Raw genomic sequence first — 19631 nt, 5'->3', positions numbered from 1 at the left:
CGTGGGCACTCCGGCGGACTTCACCCGCGAGGGAGCGCCGGCGACGTCGCCGGCGCCCGCGCGCGTCTCCCGGCACGACGAGGGGCCGGATGCCTCGGCATCCGACCCCTCGGAACGCGACGCCGACCGCTAGTCGGCCGCGACCCCGCTCAGAACAGGCTCTGCTCGGCGAGCCAGTCGCTGGCGATCTGCTCGGCCGACTGCTGCTCGTCGACGCTGAGTGCGTTGAGGGCGACCAGGTCGGCGGCGGTGAGCGCGGCGCTCACCGTGTTGATCACCTCGGCGGCCTCGTCGTCGACCTTCTCGCTCACCACGGGAACGACGTTCGAGGCGAGGAAGAGCCCCTCGGGGTCTTCGAGGGTGACCAGGTCGCTCGTGGAGATCGCCGGGTTGGCGCTGTAGATGTTCACGAGCTGCACCGCGCCGTCCTGGAGGGCCTTGATGGTGAGCGGCCCGCCGCTGTCCTCGATGGGCGTGAACGCGACGTCGACGCCGTACACCGACTTCAGGCCGTCGGGCCCGTACGGCCGGGTGGCGAGCTCCGAGTTGCCGCCGAGCGTCAGCGGCGTCTCGACCTTCGCGAGGTCGGCGAGGCTCGTCACGCCGTTCGTCTCCGAGAACTCCTTCGTGACGTTGTACGAGTCCTGATCGGTGGCCGACGACTGGTCGAGCACGCGCAGGCCCTCGGGCAGCGCGCCCTCGAGCTCGGCGTAGACGTCGTCGGCGGTCGTCGCCGTGGTGTCGGGCACGTAGTACTGGAGGAGGTTGCCCGTGTACTCGGGGAAGACGTCGATCGCGCCGCTCTCGATCTCGGGCATGTAGACCTCGCGCTGCCCGATGCGGGGCTGGAGGTCGACCGTGAAGCCGTTCGCCTCGAGCGCCTGGGCGTAGATCTGCGCGATGATCTCGTTGGAGTAGTAGTCCTGCGAGCCGACGACGAGCGTCTCGCCACCGCCGTCGGTCTCACCCGATCCGCTGTCGAGCGGGTCGCCCGACGCGCACCCTGCCAGGGCCACTGTCGCCCCGACCGCGACCGCCGCCAGCGCGACGAGTCGGCCTTTTCCTGCTGTGATCATTGCCTGTTCCCTTCATGGATGGGTCGCCCCACGACCGTTCGCGGCCGGGCCGGACGCGAGCGGAGTTCACGAGTTCGGGTCGCCCGCACGCCGGCGGGCACGACGAGGCGCTGCGCGAGTGCGAACGCGCCGTCGACGAGGAGGGCGAGCAGGATCACGAGGATCGAGCCGCCGAGCATCTCGCCGTAGTCACGGGTCTTGAGCCCCTGGAAGATCGGCCGCCCGAGGCCGACGTCCGCCACATACGCCGCGAGGGTCGCCGTGGCGATGATCTGCAGGGCCGCCGAGCGCACGCCGCCGACGACGATCGGCAGGCCGAGCGGCAGCTCGACGCCGCCGACGATCTCGCGCTCGCGCATGCCCATCGCACGCGCCGCGTCGATCGTGCGCCGGTCGACCGACTCGAAGCCCGCGTAGGCTCCGGCGAGCAGGGGCGGCACGGCGAGGATGACCAGCGAGATCACCGGGGCCGCGAGCCCGATGCCGAGCCAGAGCCCGAAGAGGGTCAGGACGCCGAGCGTCGGCAGCGCGCGCAAGCCGCCCGAGACCATCACGACGAGCTGCTTGCCGCGCCCGGTGTGCCCGATCACCGCGCCGGTGGGCAGGGCGATCGCCGAGGCCACCAGGAGCACCACGAGGGAGAGCAGCAGGTGCTGGGCGATGCGCTCGGGGATGCTGCCCGCCCCCTGCCAGTTGGCCGGATCGAGGATCCAGGCGATGCCGTCCGCGACGAGGTTCACGAGAGCGCCTCCTCCGCCGCGGGAGCGGTGGGTGCGGTCGCCGAGGAACGGCGCGCCGCCCCGACCCTCGTCCACGGCATGAGCATCCGGCCCGCCAGCACGGCGAGCAGGTCGAGCAGGAGGGCGAGCAGGATCGTCGCGACGATGCCGGTCGCGATCTCGGCCTGGATGCCGCGCTGGAACCCGTCGGTGAAGAGGCTGCCGAGACTCGGCACCCCGATCACGGCGCCGATCGTCGCGAGGCTCACGGTGCTCACGATGACGACCCTGAGCCCCGAGAGCAGCACCGGCCCGGCGAGCGGGAGCTCGACGGCCCAGAAGCGGCCGAACGCCGCGTAGCCGACCGCGGTCGCCGATTGGCGCACGTCGCGGTCGATCGCGTCGAAGGCGTCGGCGGCGGTGCGCACGATCACGGCGATGCCGTAGAGGGTCAGGGCGATCACGAGGTTCGCGGGCGACCGCACGCCGAGACCGGTGAACACCGGCAGCGCGATGAGCAGCGCGAGCGACGGGATCGCGTAGAGCAGCCCGCAGAGCGTGAGCAGCACGCCGCGCGACCACCGGTACCGGTGCGCCAGCCAGCCGATCGGGACGGAGACCACGAAGCTCAGTATGATCGCGGGCACCGACAATGCCAGGTGCACGAGGCTCAGCTCGCCGACCAGGTCGAGATTCGACCAGAGCCAGGTCACGAGGCGAGCACTCCCGCCGCGCGCCCGTCGCCGTCGACGACGACCTGCCGCCCGTCGACGTCGCGGAGGTGCAGCACGCGCTTGCCCCGATCGGCGCCGACGAAGTCGGCGACGAAGTCGTCGGCGGGATGCGCGAGGATCTCGGCGGGCGACGCGGCCTGCGAGATCCGCCCGCCCTGCTGCATGATGACGACCTGGTCGCCGAGAAGGAACGCCTCGTCGATGTCGTGGGTGACGAAGACGACGGTCTTGCCCAGCTCGCCCTGCAGTCGAAGCAGCTCCTGCTGCAGCTCGGAGCGGACGATGGGGTCGACCGCGCCGAACGGCTCGTCCATCAGCAGGATGTTCGGGTCGACGGCGAGGCCGCGCGCGACGCCGACGCGCTGCTGCTGCCCGCCCGAGAGCTGGCTCGGATACTTGTCGGCGAGCGCCCGGTCGAGCCCGACGGTGTCGAGGAGCTCCAGCGCCCTGGCGTGCGCCTCGCGCTTGCGGGTGCCGCGGAGGATCGGGACGGTGGCCACGTTGTCGATCACCTTGCGGTGCGGCAGGAGCCCGGAGTTCTGCATCACGTAGCCGATGCTCCGTCGGAGCGCGACGGGTTCGAGGGTCGAGACATCCGTGCCGTCGATGAGCACCTGCCCGTCGCTCGGATCGACCATGCGATTGATCATGCGGAGCAGCGTCGTCTTGCCGGAGCCCGAGGAGCCGACGAGGACCGTGGTCTTCCGCGGCGGGATCACGATGTCGACCCCCGAGACCGCGAGGGTGCCGTCGGGGAAGCGCTTGGAGACGCCGCGGAACTCGATCATGCTGGCTTCATCCCGTCGTCGGCCTTCGCTCGATGTGCAGGCTCAAGCCAAACACCGATCGCGCCGCAGGGCAACGGATTGACGCCGCGCGTCGCGAGCCGGTTCAGGCCGCGTCGACCTCCGCGAGCACCGAGCCGAGGTGTTCGGCGAGGTAGTCGTGCACGAGGCGCTTCGCCTCGGCGAGATACCGCTCGTCGCCCTCGGGGCTGCGCTCGAAGGCGCGGCTGATGAGTGCGTCGCCGATCTCCATCCCGACGCCGAGGCGGAAACGGAGCTCGGCCCGATCGGACTCGTCGCCGAACTCGGCCTCGATGAGGCGGGCCATGCGGTGGGCGAACTCGGGCTCGATGTCGTCCTCGGCGAGCTCGCGCTGCGCCGCGTGCACGACGGTGAAACCGGGTTCGTCGCGGTACATCGTGGCGCACGCCTCGAGCGCCGTCTCGACGACCGTCCACCACGACTCGAGCTCGATGCCCTCCATGTCGTCGGCGACGCGCTCGCGGTATCGGCGGACGGATCGCTCGCGGAGCGCGTACAGCACTGCGACGCGGTCGGGGAAGTAGCGGTACACCGTGCCGATCGAGGCCCCGGCGCGCTCGGCGACCATCTGCGTGGTCAGCCGCTCGAAGCCCGACTCGTCGACGATCTCGGCGGCGGCGTCGAGCAGCGCGTCGAGACGCTGGCTCGAGCGACGCTGCGTCGGCTCGGTGCGGACCGAGCGCCTCCGGCTCGGATCGGCCCCGAGGATCAGGTCGATGTTCGGCACGGAACCTCCTCAGTTGCTCGGACCACTCTATCGGGCGGCGAACGACCCGCCGTACCGATCGCGGCCGTTTCGCGACCCGGGCCGCTCGCATGACAGACTGAGTGGATGCCGGCGAGCTCCCCCACCCCGGCCGGATCCCGAGAGCGCCAGGTCCGGCATCGTGCCGCGCGCATCGAAGACTGGATCCACGACGTCCGATCGCGCTGGGCCCGACGTCGCGGACACATCCCGACCGTGGTCCCGTACACCGGCTACGGTTCGACCGAGTGGGTCCGCGTGTTCTGCCGGGTGCTGCTGCACAAGCCGATCCCGCCCGAGGCGTCGAAGCGTCGCCGTCGTCGCGGCGAACAGGGCATCCGCGGATGGCGCAGCTTCACGAGCGTGCCCGTCGGAGACGTTCCCGTCGTGATCGAGATCGGCGGCGAACGCATCGAGGTGCTCGCCGACCGGGGCGGCGTGGTCGACACGACCGTGCCGGTGTCGCTCGAGCCCGGCTGGCACCGCGCGACGCTCAGCACCGAGGGCGCGAACCCCGTCGAGGCGCCCATCCGCATCGTCGGCCCCGACGTCGAGTTCGGCATCATCTCCGACGTCGACGACACCGTGATGGTGACGGCGCTCCCCCGGCCGCTCGTCGCCGCGTGGAACACCTTCGTGCTCGACGAGCACGCCCGCATCCCGACGCCCGGCATGGCCGTGCTCTTCGAGCGCCTCGCCCGCTCGCACCCGGGATCGCCGGTCATCTACCTCTCGACGGGCGCCTGGAACGTCGCGCCGACGCTGACGCGCTTCCTCTCCCGCAACCTCTACCCCGCAGGCCCCCTGCTCCTCACCGACTGGGGCCCGACGCACGACCGCTGGTTCCGCAGCGGGCGCGAGCACAAGCACGAGAACCTGCGGCGCCTGGCCGAGGAGTTCCCGAACGTGCGGTGGCTGCTCATCGGCGACGACGGACAGCACGACGAGGAGCTCTACGCGCAGTTCGCCGCGGAGCACCCCGGGCGGGTCGAGGCGATCGCGATCCGGCGCCTCTCGACGGGCGAGGCGGTGCTCGCCGGCGGTCGCACCAAGGCCGAGGAGCACGGCACCGAGGTGCCGTGGGTCTCGGCGAGCGACGGGTCGACCATCGCCGACCGGCTGGCCGAGGTCGGCGTCGTCTGAGCGCGCCGACGACGCGTCCCGCCGGACGAACCGAGTCGGCCGCGCCGCCTACTTCGCGGCGACCGCCGAGACGCGCGAACGGCGGAACGCCGCCAGCCCGCGGTTGACCTGCCGCGCCCACAGCGGGCCCCGGTAGATGAACGCCGAGTAGCCCTGCACGAGCGTCGCACCGGCGTCGAGCCGGTCCTGCACGTCGGCCGCGGTCTCGACGCCGCCGACCGAGATCACGCAGAGCTCCGCCGGCACGTGCTGCCGGACGAGCTTCAGCACCTCGAGCGAGCGAGCGGCGAGCGGCGCACCCGAGAGACCACCGTCGCCGATCGCCTCGACGACGGACGCGTCCGTGCGGAGCCCCTCGCGGGAGATCGTCGTGTTCGTGGCGATGAGCCCGTCGAGGCCGAGGCGCACGACGAGCTCGCAGATGCGCACCACTTCGGCGTCGTCGAGGTCGGGGGCGATCTTCACGAGGAGCGGCGTGGTGCCGCTCGCGGCGCGCACGGCCTCGAGCAGCGGCGCGAGGGCGTCGAGCTCCTGCAGGCCGCGCAGGCCCGGCGTGTTCGGCGAGCTGACGTTGACCACGAGGTAGTCGGCGTAGGGGGCGAGCAGCTTCGCACTGCGCTCGTAGTCGCCGACCGCGTCCTCGACGGCGGTGACGCGGCTCTTGCCGATGTTGATGCCGAGCACCGGGCGGTGCGTGCGGCGCGACAGCCGTGAGAGGCGGCCCGCCGCGGCATCCGCGCCGCCGTTGTTGAAGCCCATGCGGTTGACGAGCGCGCGATCCTGCACGAGGCGGAACAGTCGCGGGCGCTCGTTGCCCGGCTGTGCGATCGCCGTGATCGTGCCGACCTCCACGTGGCCGAAGCCGAGGTTGCCGAGGCCGAGCACCGCGTACCCGTCCTTGTCGAATCCGGCGGCGACGCCGAACGGCGACGGGAACCGCAGGCCGAGCGCCTCGACCGCGAGCGAGGGGTCGGGCGCGGTGAACCGCTCGACCACCCGCCCGACGCCGAGCGTCGGCAGCGCCTTGATCACCCGGAATGCGAGGTGATGCGCGTCTTCGGGATCGAGCTTGGAGAGGAACGCGGAGAAGAGAAGTCGATACATGCCGGATTCAGGGTACCGGTCGCGGCACCCCGCCGCGTCACTCGACCGGTCGTGCGGGCAGTCGGCCGTGCTCCTCGCGGAGCAGCTCGATCGCCGATTCGAAGTCGTCGAGCGAGTCGAACGCCTGGTAGACGCTCGCGAAACGGAGATAGGCGACCTCGTCGAGCTCGCGCAGCGGGGGCAGGATCGCGAGGCCGATGTCGTTCGCCTCGATCTGCGAGGCGCCCGTCGAACGGATCGTCTCCTCGACCTTCTGGGCGAGCACCGCGAGGTCGGAGTCGGTGACGGGGCGGCCCTGGCACGCCTTCTTCACGCCGAGCACGACCTTCTCGCGGCTGAACGGCTCGACGACGCCGCTGCGCTTGATCACGACGAGGCTCGCCGTCTCGGTCGTCGAGAACCGCCTGCCGCACTCGGGGCACTGGCGACGGCGACGGATCGAGAGCCCGTCGTCGCTCGTGCGGGAGTCGATGACGCGCGAATCGGGGTGGCGGCAGAACGGGCAGTACATGGTGCCACCCAGCCTAGCGGCGGTGCGCGGTGCGGCGCCGACGACCGGGCGTCCCGCTGGCCGGGACGATCACCCGATCACGCCCGCTCGAAACGTGCGGTGACCGCTTCGCCGTGCGCCGGCAGGTCCTCCTCGGCCGACAGGGCCGCGATGACCGGGGCGACCTCGCGGAGCGCCTGCTCGTCGTAGCGCACGACCTGCTGCGGCCGCAGGAAGGTCGCAGCCGAGAGCCCCGCCGCGTACCGCGACTGGCCGCCCGTGGGCAGCACGTGGTTCGAGCCGGCCGCGTAATCGCCGAGGCTCACCGGCGAGTAGGGGCCGACGAAGATGGCGCCGGCGTTCTCGATGCGCGCGAGCACCGCGTCGGCGTCGCGCACTTGGATCTCGAGGTGCTCGGCGCCGAAGGCGTTGGCGAAGTCGGCGGCCTGCTCGAGGTCGTCGACGAGCACGACGGCCGACTGCACCCCCTCGATCGCCTGCCGCACCCGCTCGCGGTGCTTCGTCGCGTCGGCGCGGGCCTCGAGGCGGGCGACGACCCGTGCGGCGAACTCGGCCGAGTCGGTGACGAGCACCGAGGCGGCGAGCTCGTCGTGCTCGGCCTGGCTCACGAGGTCGGCGGCCACGAAGTCGGCGTCGGCCGCGTCGTCGGCGATCACGAGGATGTCGGTGGGCCCGGCCTCGGCGTCGATGCCGGTCACGCCCTGCACGAGCCGCTTTGCGGCGGCCACGAAGACGTTGCCAGGGCCGGTGACGCGCTGCACGGGCTCGAGGCCGAGATCGGGCACGCCGTGGGCGAAGGCGCCGATCGCACCCGCGCCGCCCATGGCGTAGACCTCGGTGATGCCGAGCAGCGCCGCCACGCCCGCGATCGTCGGGTGCACCCGCCCGCCGAACTCCGCCTGCGGCGGCGAGGCGAGGGCGATCGAACGCACGCCGGCGGCCTGCGCCGGCACGACGTTCATGACGACGCTCGACGGGTAGACGGCCTTGCCGCCCGGCACGTACAGGCCCACCCGGGAGACGGGCTGCCAGCGCTGTTCGATGACCGCGCCGTCGCCGAGCACCGTGCGCTCGGGCGCCGGCACCTGTGCGGCGCTGGCGGCGCGCACGCGCTCGATGGTGCGGAGGGCGGCGTTGCGGATCTCGGGCGCAAGGGCGTCGCGGGCCGCCTCGAGCTCCTCGGCGGGCACCCGCACCGACGACGGCCGCACCCGGTCGAACCGCTCGGCCTGGTCGAGGAGTGCGGACTCGCCATGCTCGCGAACGGCGTCGATGAGCGCGCGAGCGGGCTCGAGCGCGGCCGAGACGTCGGTCGCGGCGCGAGGGACGAGCGCGAGCAGCTCGGTCGTGGAGGGGCGGGTTCCGCGGAGGTCGATGGTACGCATGGCCCATCAAGCCTAGCGAGCGCCCGTGCGCCTCCGTCGGGCGGGCGTCACACGAGGCAGTTCGGCCCGAGCAGGCTCTTCAGTTCACCGTAGAAGTCGGCACTCACCTTCACGGGGTACGGCAGTTCGAACACCCGGGCGCTGCGCCCCCGGACGAGCTTCAGGCGCACCTCGGTGTCGCCCCGGTGCCTGATGAGCACGTCGCCGAGCGCGGTGACGGTCTCGGTCGTCGCCCGCTGCTCGGGCAGCGAGATCATCACCGGACCGCTCTCGTCGCCCTGGCCCAGCTCGGGGGTGAACACGCTGTACGCGTGCAGGTTCATGCCGTCGTCGCGCATGCTGACCCGCCCTCGCACGACGGCGATCGAGTCGGCCTGGAGGCCCGGGGCGAACTCCTGGTACGCCTTGCCCATGAACATGACCGTGATCTCGCCCGAGAAGTCCTCGACCTGGATCATGCCGTACTGGTTGCCCGACGCCTTCGCGACGCGGTGCTGCACGCTCGTCACGAGACCGGCGATCGTCACGGTGTCGCCGTCCTGCGTGGCGTCCGAGCCCATGAGATCGGTGATCGTCGTCGAGGCGTGCTTGGCGAGCGGCGCCTCGAGCCCGGCGAGCGGGTGGTCCGAGACGTAGAGCCCCAGCATCTCGCGCTCGAAGGCGAGCTTGTCGCGCTTGGCCCACTCGGGCCGGTCGGGCACGAGCGACGGCGGCGCCTCCTCGTGCTCGGCGAGCAGCGAGTCGAAGTCGAAGCCGGCCTGACCGGTCGCCTCGACGCGCTTCTCCCCCACCGCCGACTCGACCGCACCCTCGTGGATCTCGACGAGCGCCCGCCGGGTCGCCCCGAGCGAGTCGAAGGCCCCGGCCTTGATGAGCGACTCGACGGTGCGCTTGTTCGCCACCGGCAGGGGCGACTTCTTCAAGAAGTCGTGGAACGACTCGAAGCGCCCCTTCTCGTCGCGCGCTGCGCGGATCGCGTCGACGACGTTGAAGCCGACGTTGCGGACAGCGCCGAGACCGAACCTGATGTCGTCGCCGACGGCCGCGAAGAAGCCGATCGACTCGTTGACGTCGGGCGGCAGCACCTTGATGCCCATCCGGCGGCACTCGTTGAGGTAGAGCGCGAGCTTGTCGCGCGCATCGCCGACGCTCGTGAGCAGGGCCGCCATGTACTCGGCCGGGAAGTGCGCCTTGAGGTACGCCGTCCAGTAGCTCAGCACGCCGTACGCGGCGGAGTGCGCTTTGTTGAAGGCGTAGTCGGAGAACGGCAGCAGGATCTCCCAGAGCTTGCCGATCGCCTCCTCGGAGTAGCCGTTCGCCTTCATGCCGTTCGAGAAGCCCTCGTACTGCTTGTCGAGCTCGGACTTCTTCTTCTTGCCCATCGCACGACGGAGGATGTCGGCCTGGCCGAGCGAGAAGCCGGCGACGCGCTGCGCGATCGCCATGACCTGCTCCTGGTAGATGATCAGGCCGTAGCTCGTGTCGAGGATGTCCTTCAGCGACTCCGCGAACTCCGCGTGGATGGGCGTGATCTCCTGCAGTCCGTTCTTGCGGAGCGCGTAGTTGGTGTGCGAGTTCGCACCCATGGGGCCGGGGCGGTACAGGGCGATGACGGCCGAGATGTCCTCGAAGTTGTCGGGCTTCATGAGGCGCAGGAGGGCGCGCATCGGCCCGCCGTCGAGCTGGAACACGCCGAGCGTGTCGCCGCGTGAGAGGAGCGCGTACGCCTCGGGGTCGTCGAGGGCGAGGTCCTCGAGCACGGGGCGGAACCCGCGGTTCGCCTCGATGTTGTCGAGCGCGTCGTCGATGATGGTGAGGTTGCGCAGCCCCAGGAAGTCCATCTTGATGAGGCCGAGCGACTCGCACGCGGGGTAGTCGAACTGCGTGACGATCTGGCCGTCCTGCTCGCGCTTCATGATCGGGATGATGTCGATCAGCGGATCGCTCGACATGATGACGCCGGCCGCGTGCACGCCCCACTGGCGCTTCAGGTTCTCGAGGCCGAGCGCCGTGTCGAACACGGTGCGGGCCTCGGGGTCGGTCTCGACGATCGCCCGGATGTCGCCGGCCTCTTTGTAGCGCGGGTGGTTCTTGTCGAAGATACCGGTGAGCGGGATGTCCTTGCCCATGACCGCAGGCGGCATCGCCTTCGTGAGCTTCTCGCCCATCGAGAAGGGGAACCCGAGCACACGCCCGGAGTCCTTCAGAGCCTGCTTCGCCTTGATGGTGCCGTAGGTGACGATCTGCGCGACGCGCTCCTCGCCGTACTTCTCGGTCACGTACTTGATGACCTCGCCGCGGCGACGCTCGTCGAAGTCGACGTCGAAGTCGGGCATCGAGACGCGGTCGGGGTTCAGGAACCGCTCGAAGATGAGCCCGTGCTGCAGCGGGTCGAGATCGGTGATCTTCATCGCGTACGCGGCCATCGAGCCCGCACCCGAGCCACGGCCCGGCCCGACGCGGATCCCGTGCTCCTTCGACCAGTTGATGAAGTCGGCGACGACGAGGAAGTACCCCGGGAAGCCCATCTGCAGGATGACGCCGACCTCGTAGTCGGCCTGCTTGCGCACGTCGGCGGGGATCCCATCGGGGTAGCGCTGGGCGAGGCCCCGGTCGACCTCCTTCACGAACCAGGTCTCTTCGCTCTCGCCGGTCGGCACCGGGAATCGCGGCATGTAGTTGGCGCTCGTGTTGAACTGCACGTCGCAGCGCTCGGCGATCAGCAGCGTGTTGTCGCACGCCTCGGGGTGATCGCGGAAGACGTGCCGCATCTCGGCCGCGGTCTTCAGGTAGAACTCGTCGGCGTCGAACTTGAACCGGTTGGGGTCGTCGAGCGTCGAGCCCGACTGCACGCACAGCAGCGCGGCGTGGCTCTTCGCGTCGTCGGCGTGGGTGTAGTGCAGGTCGTTCGTCGCGACGAGCGGCAGGCCGAGGTCCTTCGCGAGCCGGTGGAGGTCCTCCATGATCCGGCGCTCGATGCCGAGGCCGTGATCCATGATCTCGGCGAAGTAGTTCTCTTTTCCGAAGATGTCGCGGAAATCGGCCGCGGCCTTCACCGCTTCGTCGTACTGCCCGAGCCGGAGCCGCGTCTGCACCTCGCCCGACGGGCAGCCGGTCGTCGCGATGAGCCCCTTCGAGTACGTCGAGAGCAGCTCGCGATCCATGCGCGGCTTGAAGTAGTAGCCCTCGATCGACGCGCGGCTCGAGAGCCGGAAGAGGTTGTGCATGCCCTCGGTCGTCTCGGAGAGCAGGGTCATGTGCGTGTACGCGCCCGAGCCCGAGACGTCGTCGCCGCCGCCGCTGCCCCAGCGCACCCGGGTCTTGTCGCCGCGTGCGGTGCCCGGGGTGATGTACGCCTCGGTGCCGATGATCGGCTTGATGCCGGCGTCGGTCGCTTGCTTCCAGAAGTCGTAGGCGCCGAACACGTTGCCGTGGTCGGTGACCGCGACGGCGGGCATGCCCTCGCCCTGCGCCGCCTTGATCAGCTCGCCCACCCGGGCCGCTCCGTCGAGCATCGAGTACTCGGAATGCACGTGCAGGTGGACGAATGAATCGGCGGCCACGGGGCTCCTCTTCGGATGCTGCGGGGTGGTTCTGGGGGTGTGTTCGAGTCTAGGGCGACCCGCCCACGTCGGGGCCGGTCCGCCTGCGGTTCGAACGGATCGAGTCAGTCGCCGCGCAGCAGCTCGAGCGCGTGCGCGAGGTCGGCGGGGTACTCGGAGACGAAGGTCGTCCACTGCCCGGTGCCGGGGTGCGTGAGCGAGAGCTCGTGGGCGTGCAGCCACTGACGGGTCAGTCCGAGCCGTTCCGAGAGACTCGGGTCGGCGCCGTACATCGCGTCGCCCGCGCACGGGTGCCGCTGCGCGGCCATGTGCACGCGGATCTGGTGCGTGCGGCCGGTCTCGAGGTGCACCTCCAGGAGCGATGCGTACGGGAACGCCTCGAGCGTCTCGTAGTGGGTGACGGCGTGCTTGCCGTCGGCGGTCACCGCGAACTTCCACTCGGAGCGCGGGTGGCGCCCGACGGGGGCGTCGATCGTGCCCGCGAACGGATCGGGATGCCCCTGCACGACCGTGTGGTAGATCTTCTCGACCTCGCGATCGTGGAACTGCCGCTTCAGCTCGGTGTAGGCGCGCTCGGACTTCGCCACGACCATGAGGCCGCTGGTGCCCGCGTCGAGCCGGTGCACGACGCCCTGCCGTTCGGGTGCGCCCGAGGTCGAGATGCGGAACCCCGCGGCCGCGAGGGCGCCGACGACCGTCGGGCCCGTCCAGCCGAGCGAGGGGTGCGCGGCGACGCCGGCCGGCTTGTCGACCACCACGAGGTCGTCGTCGTCGTGGACGATGCCGAGCTCGGGCACCGCGATCGGTTCGACCGCGAGCGTGCGCGGCGGCTCCCAGCTGACCTCGAGCCAGCCGCCGGCGCGCAGCCGGTCGGACTTGTCGACCGTCGTGCCGTCGACGCTGACGCCCCCGGCCGAGGCGATCTCGGCGGCGAGGGTGCGCGAGAAGCCGAGGAGCTTCGCGAGCCCGGCGTCGACCCGCGAGCCGTCGAGCCCGTCGGGGACGGGGAACGAACGATGCTCCATCAGGCCTCGTGCGCGCGCAGCGGGTCCGCGGCCGGGGGCCGCGGCGCCTCGGGGGCGTCGTCGCCGGACGAGACCGGCGCGGTGGCATCCTGGGCGTTCTTCGCGGGGCGGACCTCGCGCGACCCGTCGAGCCCGACGCCGCGGATCGTCAGGATCATGAACAGCACCATGCTCGACACGATCGCGATGTCGGCGACGTTGTAGATCGCCGGGAGCATCCACGGGGTGGAGATGAAGTCGATCACATGGCCCAGGCCGAAGCTCGGCTCGCGGAAGAGCCGGTCGGTCAGGTTGCCGAGCACGCCGCCGAGCAGCAGTCCGAAGACGAGCGCCCACGCGATCGAACGGATGCGCCGGGCGAACCAGATGATGAACGTGATCACGCCTGCGGCGAGGATCGTGAAGATCCACGTCATGCCGCTTGCGAGGGAGAATGCCGCGCCGGGGTTGCGCACGAACTGCCACTGGAGCACGGAGCCCAGCACCGGCACGATCTCACCCTCGGTGAGGTTCGAGACGACGAGGAACTTGCTCAACTGGTCGAGGCCGTACGCCGCGATCGCGGCGCCGGCCAGGACCAGCAGGGCGGTGGTGGTGCCGACCTTCGCGGCCGGCTCAGCCGCCAAAGCCCTGGAAGGTCGGTGCCGGCTGCTCGGCGGGAGCCGAGAAGCCCTGGTTGCCCGACACCTGAACCGGGGCGGCGGTGTCGAGGTCGCGCAGCTGGCCCTCGATGTAGCTCTTCAGCTTCGCGCGGTAGTCGCGCTCGAAGGTGCGGAGCTCGTCGACGCGCTTCTCGAGCGCGACGCGCTCCTGGTCGAGGATGCCCATCTGCTGACGCTGCTTGGCCTCGGCCTCGGCGACGACGCGCGCGGCGGTGGCGTGGCCCTCGGCGATGAGCGCATCGCGCTTCTCGATGCCCTCGCGCACGTGCTCCTCGTGGAGGCGGCGGGCGAGCTGCAGGAGGTTCGTGGTCGAGGTCTGCTCGTCGAGCTCGGACTGCACGGCGGGCGCCTGCGTCGGCACGGCGACGGTGGGGGGCGGCGCGGCCGGCTCGGTGTACACCGCGGCCGGTGCCGGCGCAGCGGCGGCGGGCGCCTGCGCGGCCTCCGCGGCACGGGCCTCGGCCGCCGCCACACGCTGGCGCAGCTCGTCGTTCTCCTGGTTCAGACGACGCAGTTCGACGACGACCTCGTCGAGGAAGTCATCGACCTCGTCCTGGTCGTAGCCCTCCCGGAACTTCGTCGCCTGGAAGCGCTTGTTGACCACATCTTCCGGAGTTAGCGCCATGGCTTTCCACCCTCAAATCTGTTCGATCGGTTCGATCACGTTCTGCTAACGGTAGCAAACACCACCTGTGAGTCGTGAGCGCCGATCGTCTCGGCTTGTCACGATCGCAGGAGATGCTCAGGCGGCGGCTGCTGCCGCGGCCAGCCCCGACACGATGGTCATGGCGAGGATGACGACCAGCATCGCGAGGCTCCACCCGAGATCGAGTGCCACCTGCCCGATGCGGATCGGCGGGAGGATCCGCCGGAAGAACTTCACCGGCGGATCGGTGATGCTGTACACGACCTCGACGACGACGAGCCAGAAGCCCTTCGGGCGCCACGAGCGGTTGAACGCCCGCACGAGATCGAGGACGAAACGCCCCCACATCACGAAGAAGTAGATGAGGAGAAGTGCGTACAGGAGGTTCCAGACGACGAGGAGCGCGCCCACGGGCGGCTACGCGTGCGTGAAGAACGACGCGTCGACGTCGCCCTCCGCATCGCCCGTCTCCCCCGAGACGACCACGTGCGCGGGCGAGAGCAGGAACACCTTGCTCGTGACCCGCTCGATCTTGCCGTAGAGCCCCTGCGAGAGGCCGCTCGCGAAGTCGATGAGACGCCGCGCGTCGGCATCGGACATCTGCGAGAGGTTGATGATCACCGGGACGCCTTCACGGAAGGACTCGGCGATGACTTGCGCGTCGCGGTACTGACGCGGGTGGACGGTCAGGATCTCGTTCATCTCCGCCTGCGGGGTGCTCGGTTGGACGTGGTGCTTGCGCAGCGGGGTCACCGCGGCGCCGGTCTTCGGCGCGGGGGCCGGGGCGGCGTGCACGACCGGAGCGGGTGCCGCCGCGGCCTGGGGCTGCGCGTGGGGAGCCTCGTGCTCGAGCTCCTCATCGGCGAGTCCGAGGTAGACCATGGTCTTCTTGAGCGGGTTCGACATCGATGCCTCCGTCTGTGTTCCGTCTCTTCGAGGTTAACCGGCGGCCGGCCGATTCCCGGTGATTGCGCTCCCGATCCGGAGGTGTGTCGCACCCTCCAGAATCGCCTCGCGAAAGTCGTGGGACATCCCCATGGACAGATCACGGGCATCCGGTGCGAGCCGGACGACCCGCTCGGAGAGCTCGCGCACCCGGGCGAACGCGGGACGCGCCGGCGCATCCAGCGGGGCGACCGCCATGAGCCCGCGCAGCCTCAGTCCGGGCGCGCCGAGCACCCGCTCGACGAGCTCTTCGAGCCCGTCGGGCGCGACGCCGCCGCGACCGGGATCGTCGGTGAGGTTCACCTGCACGAAGCAGTCGATGGATGCCTCGTCGGAACGGAGCGCGTCGACGAGCGCCGGCCGGTCGACCGAGTGGATCGCCGAGGCGTAGGCGCGCACCTGCTTGGCCTTCTTGCTCTGCAGCTGCCCGATGAAGTGCCAGCGGAGCTCGAGGTCGGCGAGCTCCGCGGCCTTCGCCTGCGCCTCCTGGTGCCGGTTCTCGCCGATGTCGCGCACGCCGTGCGCGGCGAGCTCGCGCACCAGGGAGGCCGGGTGGAACTTCGTCACGACGATGGTCGTGATCTCGGATGCCTCGCGGCCCGCCTCGCGCGCGGCGTCCGCGACGCCCGCCTGGACGGCCGCGAGGCGGTAGCCGAGCCCGCTCACTTCAGGAAGTCGGGGATGTCGAGGTCGTCGTCGTTGTCGTCGAAGGCCGGGTCGGTGACGATCTGGTCGGCGCTCGAGCTCTGCGCCTCGCCCCAGTTCGCCGTCTCGACGAGCTCGTCGATGTCGATCTCGGCGATGACCTCGGCGACATCGCCGCCGAGCGCGTCGCCGAGCGAGCCGGTGCCGCCGACGCCAGCGCCGACCGCCGCGGCCGCCGCGGGCACGAAGTTCGTGCGACGCGCCTCGACCGGCTTCGCGTTCGGCTCACCGCCGTCGAAGCCGGCGGCGATGACGGTGACCCGCACCTCGTCGCCGAGGGTGTCGTCGATGACGGCGCCGAAGATGATGTTGGCCTCGGGGTGCACCGCCTCCTGCACGAGCCTCGCCGCGTCGTTGATCTCGAAGATGCCGAGGTTCGATCCGCCCTGGATCGAGAGCAGCACGCCGTGGGCGCCGTCGATCGACGCCTCGAGCAGCGGGCTCGCGACGGCGAGCTCGGCGGCCTTGATGGCACGGTCGGCCCCCCTCGAGGAGCCGATGCCCATGAGCGCGGACCCGGCGCCCTGCATGACCGACTTGACGTCGGCGAAGTCGAGGTTGATGAGCCCGGGCGTGGTGATGAGGTCGGTGATGCCCTGCACACCGGCGAGGAGCACCTGGTCGGCGGTCGCGAACGCCTCGAGCATCGAGATGCCGCGGTCGCTGATCTCGAGCAGGCGGTCGTTCGGCACGACGATGAGGGTGTCGACCTCTTCCTTCAGGCGCGCGACGCCCTGCTCCGCCTGCGTCTGGCGGCGCTTGCCCTCGAAGCCGAAGGGCTTCGTGACGACACCGATGGTGAGCGCGCCGATCGACTTCGCGATGCGGGCGACGACAGGAGCACCGCCGGTGCCCGTGCCGCCGCCTTCGCCGGCGGTGACGAAGACCATGTCGGCGCCGGCCAGCGCCTCCTCGATCTCCTCGGCGTGGTCCTCGGCGGCACGGCGGCCGACCTCGGGGTCGGCGCCCGCGCCGAGCCCGCGGGTGAGGTCGCGACCGACGTCGAGCTTGACGTCGGCGTCGCTCATCAGCAGCGCCTGCGCGTCCGTGTTGATGGCGATGAATTCGACTCCGCGGAGGCCGAGTTCGATCATGCGGTTGACGGCGTTGACACCGCCACCGCCGATACCGACCACCTTGATGACGGCGAGGTAGTTCTGGTTTGTCGACATGTCCGGCCTTCCGTGCGAACTCTGAACCCTGAACCTCTAGTCGAAGGTTAAAGTTTTGCTGAGTATGCAATTCCTGTGATGACGGTACGAGGAGCACCGCGCGCGCCGCGCAAGGCGGGCCCGGCGTGTCGCGATCCGACCGCCGAGAAAGCCTCCGACGAACTCGCGCGGGCCCTCCGCGCTCAGTACGTGACCGCGCTCTCGGGGGACGAGACGTCGTACCCCGACACGGTGTCGGGCGGTGCGACGACCATCAGGCGCGCGAGCACCGCGGCCTTCGTGCTCGAATCGTTCGACCCGCCCCAGACGACCGGCACTCCCCCGGCGAGCTCGAGCCGCACGTCGTCGGCCGTCTCCGCCGATGCGCCGACGAGCAGCGGCCTGACCTCCGCAGGCAGGCTGCGGACGACCGCCGCGACCGCCCGGAATCCGTCCGAGGCGATGCCGCCCGGGGTCTCGATGAGCGGCTGCCCGTCTGGGCGCGACTCGAGTCGGTCGATGACCACTCCCGCGCCGTCGACGAGCTCGAAACCGCGGGCGGTCTCGATGACGCCCACCGGCGTCCGCTCGACGATGCGCACGACCAGGGTCCCGGGCGGGATCGTCTCGGTCGAGTACGTCTCGATCAGCCGGAAGTCGGCGAGTGCCCGGTGCACGTCCTCGCGCGTGACGAGCGGCAGCGGTGTTCCGAGCTCGCCGTCGAACGCCGCGACGATCTCATCCGGCGGAATGCGGGCGGCCCCCTCGACGCGCACCTCGCGCAACGCCATGAGCGGCGAGTACGCCCCGCCGACGACGACCACCACGAGCAGCGCCAGCGCTCCCCCGACGACCGACCAGACGATCCGTCGCCGGCGCGAGCGCTTCGTGAAGCGCCGCACCTCCTGCTTCTCGTATCGTCGCCGCTCGCGCTCGGCCGCGGCCAGGGCTCGCCGCGCGCTCTTCTCGTCGACCGCCGGCTCGGGGGACGGGGCCGGGCCGCCCTGCGCAGCATCGCTCGGCGACGCGCCCCCGGCGAGTCCGCGGCGGAGATCGTCGAGCGGCACGGTCTCCTGATGGTCGCGCGTCACGCGTGAGCCCTTCGCGCCGGCGCCGGCCACGACCTCGATCGGCTCGGTGCGTACCCGGTCGCCGCCGGCATCCGGCGACCGCGGCGCCGGGACGCGGGCCGCCGGACGGGCCTCCGAGGGCGCCGGCCCGCCGAGGGGCGGCCGCCTGGGCGGCCGCGCCTCGAAGCCCTGCGGCCGCTTCACGAGCGGACCACCGTCATCCGCGCTCCCGCTCGAGCGAGCCGAGCAGCTGCGGGACGATGCGGTAGACGTCGCCGCAGCCGAGGGTGATCACGAAGTCGCCCTCGCGGGCGATGCGGGCGGTGTGGTCGGCCGCCTCCTGCCAGTCGGGCACGAAGGCGACGTGCGAGGGGTCGGCGAACCGTTCGCTCACGAGCTCCCCGGTCACGCCGGGCACCGGGTCCTCCCGCGCACCGTAGACGTCGAGCACCACCGTCTCGTCGGCGAACTCCTCGAGCACCTCGGCGAACTCCTTCGCGAAGGCCTGGGTGCGGCTGTAGGTGTGCGGCTGGTGGACCGCGATGATGCGCCCCTCGCCCACGACGGTGCGCGCCGCAGCGAGCGCTGCGGCCACCTCGGTCGGGTGGTGCGCGTAGTCGTCGTAGACGCTCACGCCGCCGACGACGCCGTGCAGCTCGAATCGGCGGCCGGTGCCGGCGAATCGGGCGATGCCCGCGAGGGATGCCGCGGGGTCGAAGCCGAGCCCCACGAGCACGGCGAACGCGCCGGCGGCGTTGATGGCGTTGTGCTTGCCCGGCACGAGCAGCTGCGCGCGGTGGTCGACGCCGTCGTACGCGATCGAGAACGCCACGGGACCGTCGGTCTCGATGGAGTGCACGCGCACCGTGGCATCCGCCGCCTCACCGAAGGTGACGACGTTCCGGTGCGAGAGGCGCTCGGTGACCCGCTTCGCGCCGGCGTCGTCGGAGGAGACGACGACGAGCTCGCTCGCACGGTCGGCGAAGTCGACGAAGGCCTGCTCGAAGGCCTCGCGCGAGCCGTAGTGGTCGAGGTGATCGGGGTCGACGTTCGTGATGAGCGCGATCGCGGTGTCGTAGAGCAGGAACGAGCCGTCGGACTCGTCGGCCTCGACGACGAAGAGCTCGTCGGCGCCCGCGGCGGAGGAGACGCCGAGTCCCTCGATCACGCCGCCGTTGACGAAGCTCGGGTCGGCGCCCTGGGCGAGGAGCCCCGTGACGATCATGCCCGTCGACGTGGTCTTGCCGTGCGCGCCGGCGACCGACACGAGGCGCTGGCCCGAGATGAGCCACGCGAGCGCCTGCGAGCGGTGCAGCACCGGGAGCCCGCGCTCGAGCGCCAGCCGGTACTCGGGGTTGTCCTGCCAGAGGGCGCCCGTGACCACGACCGCCTCGGCGTCGCCCAGGTTCTCGGCCGCGTGGCCGATCGCGACCTCGGCGCCGAGCTCACGGAGCGCGGCGATGTTCGCCGAGTCGCGCACGTCGGAACCCGTCACCCGGTGGCCGGCGTCGAGGAACAGCCGCGCGATGCCGCTCATGCCGGAGCCCCCGATGCCGACGAAGTGAACGGCGCCGAGCTCGGCGGGGATCTGGATCGAGAGATCGGGCTTGATGGTCACGT

Annotated in this window: 19 protein-coding genes; 1 reads left to right on the top strand and 18 read right to left on the bottom strand. The window is 71.0% G+C overall.

From position 1 onward, the window contains the following. Nucleotides 1-149: 149 nt before the first annotated feature. From ACFVTR_RS09485 to ACFVTR_RS09465, 5 genes are all read right to left on the bottom strand, one after another. The gene (locus ACFVTR_RS09485) at nt 150-1076 is read right to left on the bottom strand and encodes an ABC transporter substrate-binding protein (protein ID WP_376944851.1); all 927 of its coding nucleotides are present in this window, start codon (nt 1074-1076) and stop codon (nt 150-152) included. After that, complete coding sequence (locus ACFVTR_RS09480) at nt 1073-1816, bottom strand: ABC transporter permease (protein ID WP_387036775.1); 744 nt, start codon at nt 1814-1816, stop codon at nt 1073-1075. The genes ACFVTR_RS09485 and ACFVTR_RS09480 overlap by 4 nt, the downstream gene beginning before the upstream one ends. Then, nucleotides 1813-2508, bottom strand: a complete 696-nt coding sequence (locus tag ACFVTR_RS09475) for an ABC transporter permease (protein ID WP_387036773.1) — start codon at nt 2506-2508, stop codon at nt 1813-1815. Before ACFVTR_RS09475 ends, ACFVTR_RS09480 begins: the two co-directional genes overlap by 4 nt. Continuing rightward, nucleotides 2505-3317 carry an ABC transporter ATP-binding protein gene (locus tag ACFVTR_RS09470; protein WP_387036772.1) on the bottom strand — a complete coding sequence of 271 codons (813 nt, stop codon included), beginning with the start codon at nt 3315-3317 and terminating at the stop codon, nt 2505-2507. The genes ACFVTR_RS09475 and ACFVTR_RS09470 overlap by 4 nt, the downstream gene beginning before the upstream one ends. 103 nt (nt 3318-3420) lie before the next feature. Beyond that, the gene (locus ACFVTR_RS09465; protein WP_387036771.1) at nt 3421-4083 is read right to left on the bottom strand and encodes a TetR family transcriptional regulator; all 663 of its coding nucleotides are present in this window, start codon (nt 4081-4083) and stop codon (nt 3421-3423) included. A gap of 105 nt (nt 4084-4188) precedes the next feature. Between ACFVTR_RS09465 and ACFVTR_RS09460 the strand changes: the two genes are divergently transcribed. After that, complete coding sequence (locus ACFVTR_RS09460; protein ID WP_387036769.1) at nt 4189-5244, top strand: App1 family protein; 1056 nt, start codon at nt 4189-4191, stop codon at nt 5242-5244. A gap of 48 nt (nt 5245-5292) precedes the next feature. Here ACFVTR_RS09460 and ACFVTR_RS09455 read toward each other — a convergent pair whose 3' ends face one another. From ACFVTR_RS09455 to murC, 13 genes are all read right to left on the bottom strand, one after another. After that, complete coding sequence (locus tag ACFVTR_RS09455) at nt 5293-6348, bottom strand: quinone-dependent dihydroorotate dehydrogenase (RefSeq protein ID WP_387036767.1); 1056 nt, start codon at nt 6346-6348, stop codon at nt 5293-5295. 37 nt (nt 6349-6385) lie between these two features. Further along, entirely contained in the window at nt 6386-6859 is a 474-nt protein-coding gene (gene nrdR / locus ACFVTR_RS09450; RefSeq protein ID WP_376944837.1) for a transcriptional regulator NrdR, read from the bottom strand. 77 nt (nt 6860-6936) lie between these two features. After that, on the bottom strand, nt 6937-8244 hold the full coding sequence (hisD, locus tag ACFVTR_RS09445; RefSeq protein WP_387036765.1) for a histidinol dehydrogenase: 1308 nt from the start codon (nt 8242-8244) through the stop codon (nt 6937-6939). A 47-nt stretch (nt 8245-8291) separates the two neighbouring features. After that, a complete protein-coding gene (gene dnaE, locus ACFVTR_RS09440; protein ID WP_387037736.1) occupies nt 8292-11759 on the bottom strand; it encodes a DNA polymerase III subunit alpha in 3468 nt (1155 codons plus the stop codon). Nucleotides 11760-11911: 152 nt separating this feature from the next. Then, nucleotides 11912-12832, bottom strand: a complete 921-nt coding sequence (locus ACFVTR_RS09435) for an RluA family pseudouridine synthase (RefSeq protein WP_387036764.1) — start codon at nt 12830-12832, stop codon at nt 11912-11914. After that, nucleotides 12832-13458 carry a signal peptidase II gene (lspA, locus tag ACFVTR_RS09430; RefSeq protein ID WP_387036762.1) on the bottom strand — a complete coding sequence of 209 codons (627 nt, stop codon included), beginning with the start codon at nt 13456-13458 and terminating at the stop codon, nt 12832-12834. The genes ACFVTR_RS09435 and lspA overlap by 1 nt, the downstream gene beginning before the upstream one ends. Beyond that, a complete protein-coding gene (locus ACFVTR_RS09425) occupies nt 13448-14119 on the bottom strand; it encodes a DivIVA domain-containing protein (protein WP_376944829.1) in 672 nt (223 codons plus the stop codon). The genes lspA and ACFVTR_RS09425 overlap by 11 nt, the downstream gene beginning before the upstream one ends. Before the next feature lie 117 nt (nt 14120-14236). Next, nucleotides 14237-14551: a YggT family protein gene (locus ACFVTR_RS09420; RefSeq protein WP_376944827.1), complete on the bottom strand. Its 315-nt coding sequence runs from the start codon at nt 14549-14551 to the stop codon at nt 14237-14239. A gap of 6 nt (nt 14552-14557) precedes the next feature. Further along, nucleotides 14558-15046 (bottom strand): cell division protein SepF, encoded by a 489-nt coding sequence (locus ACFVTR_RS09415; protein WP_387036760.1) that lies wholly within the window; start codon nt 15044-15046, stop codon nt 14558-14560. 33 nt (nt 15047-15079) lie between these two features. Continuing rightward, nucleotides 15080-15751: a YggS family pyridoxal phosphate-dependent enzyme gene (locus ACFVTR_RS09410; RefSeq protein WP_387036758.1), complete on the bottom strand. Its 672-nt coding sequence runs from the start codon at nt 15749-15751 to the stop codon at nt 15080-15082. Further along, entirely contained in the window at nt 15748-16962 is a 1215-nt protein-coding gene (ftsZ, locus tag ACFVTR_RS09405) for a cell division protein FtsZ (protein ID WP_157424338.1), read from the bottom strand. Before ftsZ ends, ACFVTR_RS09410 begins: the two co-directional genes overlap by 4 nt. 182 nt (nt 16963-17144) lie before the next feature. Continuing rightward, entirely contained in the window at nt 17145-18215 is a 1071-nt protein-coding gene (locus ACFVTR_RS09400; protein ID WP_387036756.1) for an FtsQ-type POTRA domain-containing protein, read from the bottom strand. 13 nt (nt 18216-18228) lie between these two features. After that, nucleotides 18229-19629: a UDP-N-acetylmuramate--L-alanine ligase gene (gene murC / locus ACFVTR_RS09395; protein ID WP_387036755.1), complete on the bottom strand. Its 1401-nt coding sequence runs from the start codon at nt 19627-19629 to the stop codon at nt 18229-18231. Nucleotides 19630-19631: the final 2 nt, after the last annotated feature.

Source organism: Agromyces sp. NPDC058126, from assembly GCF_042884595.1.
Classification (GTDB): Bacteria; Actinomycetota; Actinomycetes; order Actinomycetales; family Microbacteriaceae; genus Agromyces.
The sequence above is the reverse complement of the archived record's forward strand: the minus strand, read 5'-3'. Positions and strand labels throughout refer to the sequence as shown.

Coding starts and splice junctions, on each gene's coding strand:
- hisD (WP_387036765.1), bottom strand. CDS start 8,244: ATGCGTACCATCGACCTCCGCGGAACCCGCCCCTCCACGACCGAGCTG.
- dnaE (WP_387037736.1), bottom strand. CDS start 11,759: ATGCTCGACGGAGCGGCCCGGGTGGGCGAGCTGATCAAGGCGGCGCAG.
- nrdR (WP_376944837.1), bottom strand. CDS start 6,859: ATGTACTGCCCGTTCTGCCGCCACCCCGATTCGCGCGTCATCGACTCC.
- ACFVTR_RS09425 (WP_376944829.1), bottom strand. CDS start 14,119: ATGGCGCTAACTCCGGAAGATGTGGTCAACAAGCGCTTCCAGGCGACG.
- ACFVTR_RS09455 (WP_387036767.1), bottom strand. CDS start 6,348: ATGTATCGACTTCTCTTCTCCGCGTTCCTCTCCAAGCTCGATCCCGAA.
- ACFVTR_RS09470 (WP_387036772.1), bottom strand. CDS start 3,317: ATGATCGAGTTCCGCGGCGTCTCCAAGCGCTTCCCCGACGGCACCCTC.
- ftsZ (WP_157424338.1), bottom strand. CDS start 16,962: ATGTCGACAAACCAGAACTACCTCGCCGTCATCAAGGTGGTCGGTATC.
- ACFVTR_RS09415 (WP_387036760.1), bottom strand. CDS start 15,046: ATGTCGAACCCGCTCAAGAAGACCATGGTCTACCTCGGACTCGCCGAT.
- ACFVTR_RS09435 (WP_387036764.1), bottom strand. CDS start 12,832: ATGGAGCATCGTTCGTTCCCCGTCCCCGACGGGCTCGACGGCTCGCGG.
- ACFVTR_RS09460 (WP_387036769.1), top strand. CDS start 4,189: ATGCCGGCGAGCTCCCCCACCCCGGCCGGATCCCGAGAGCGCCAGGTC.
- ACFVTR_RS09485 (WP_376944851.1), bottom strand. CDS start 1,076: ATGATCACAGCAGGAAAAGGCCGACTCGTCGCGCTGGCGGCGGTCGCG.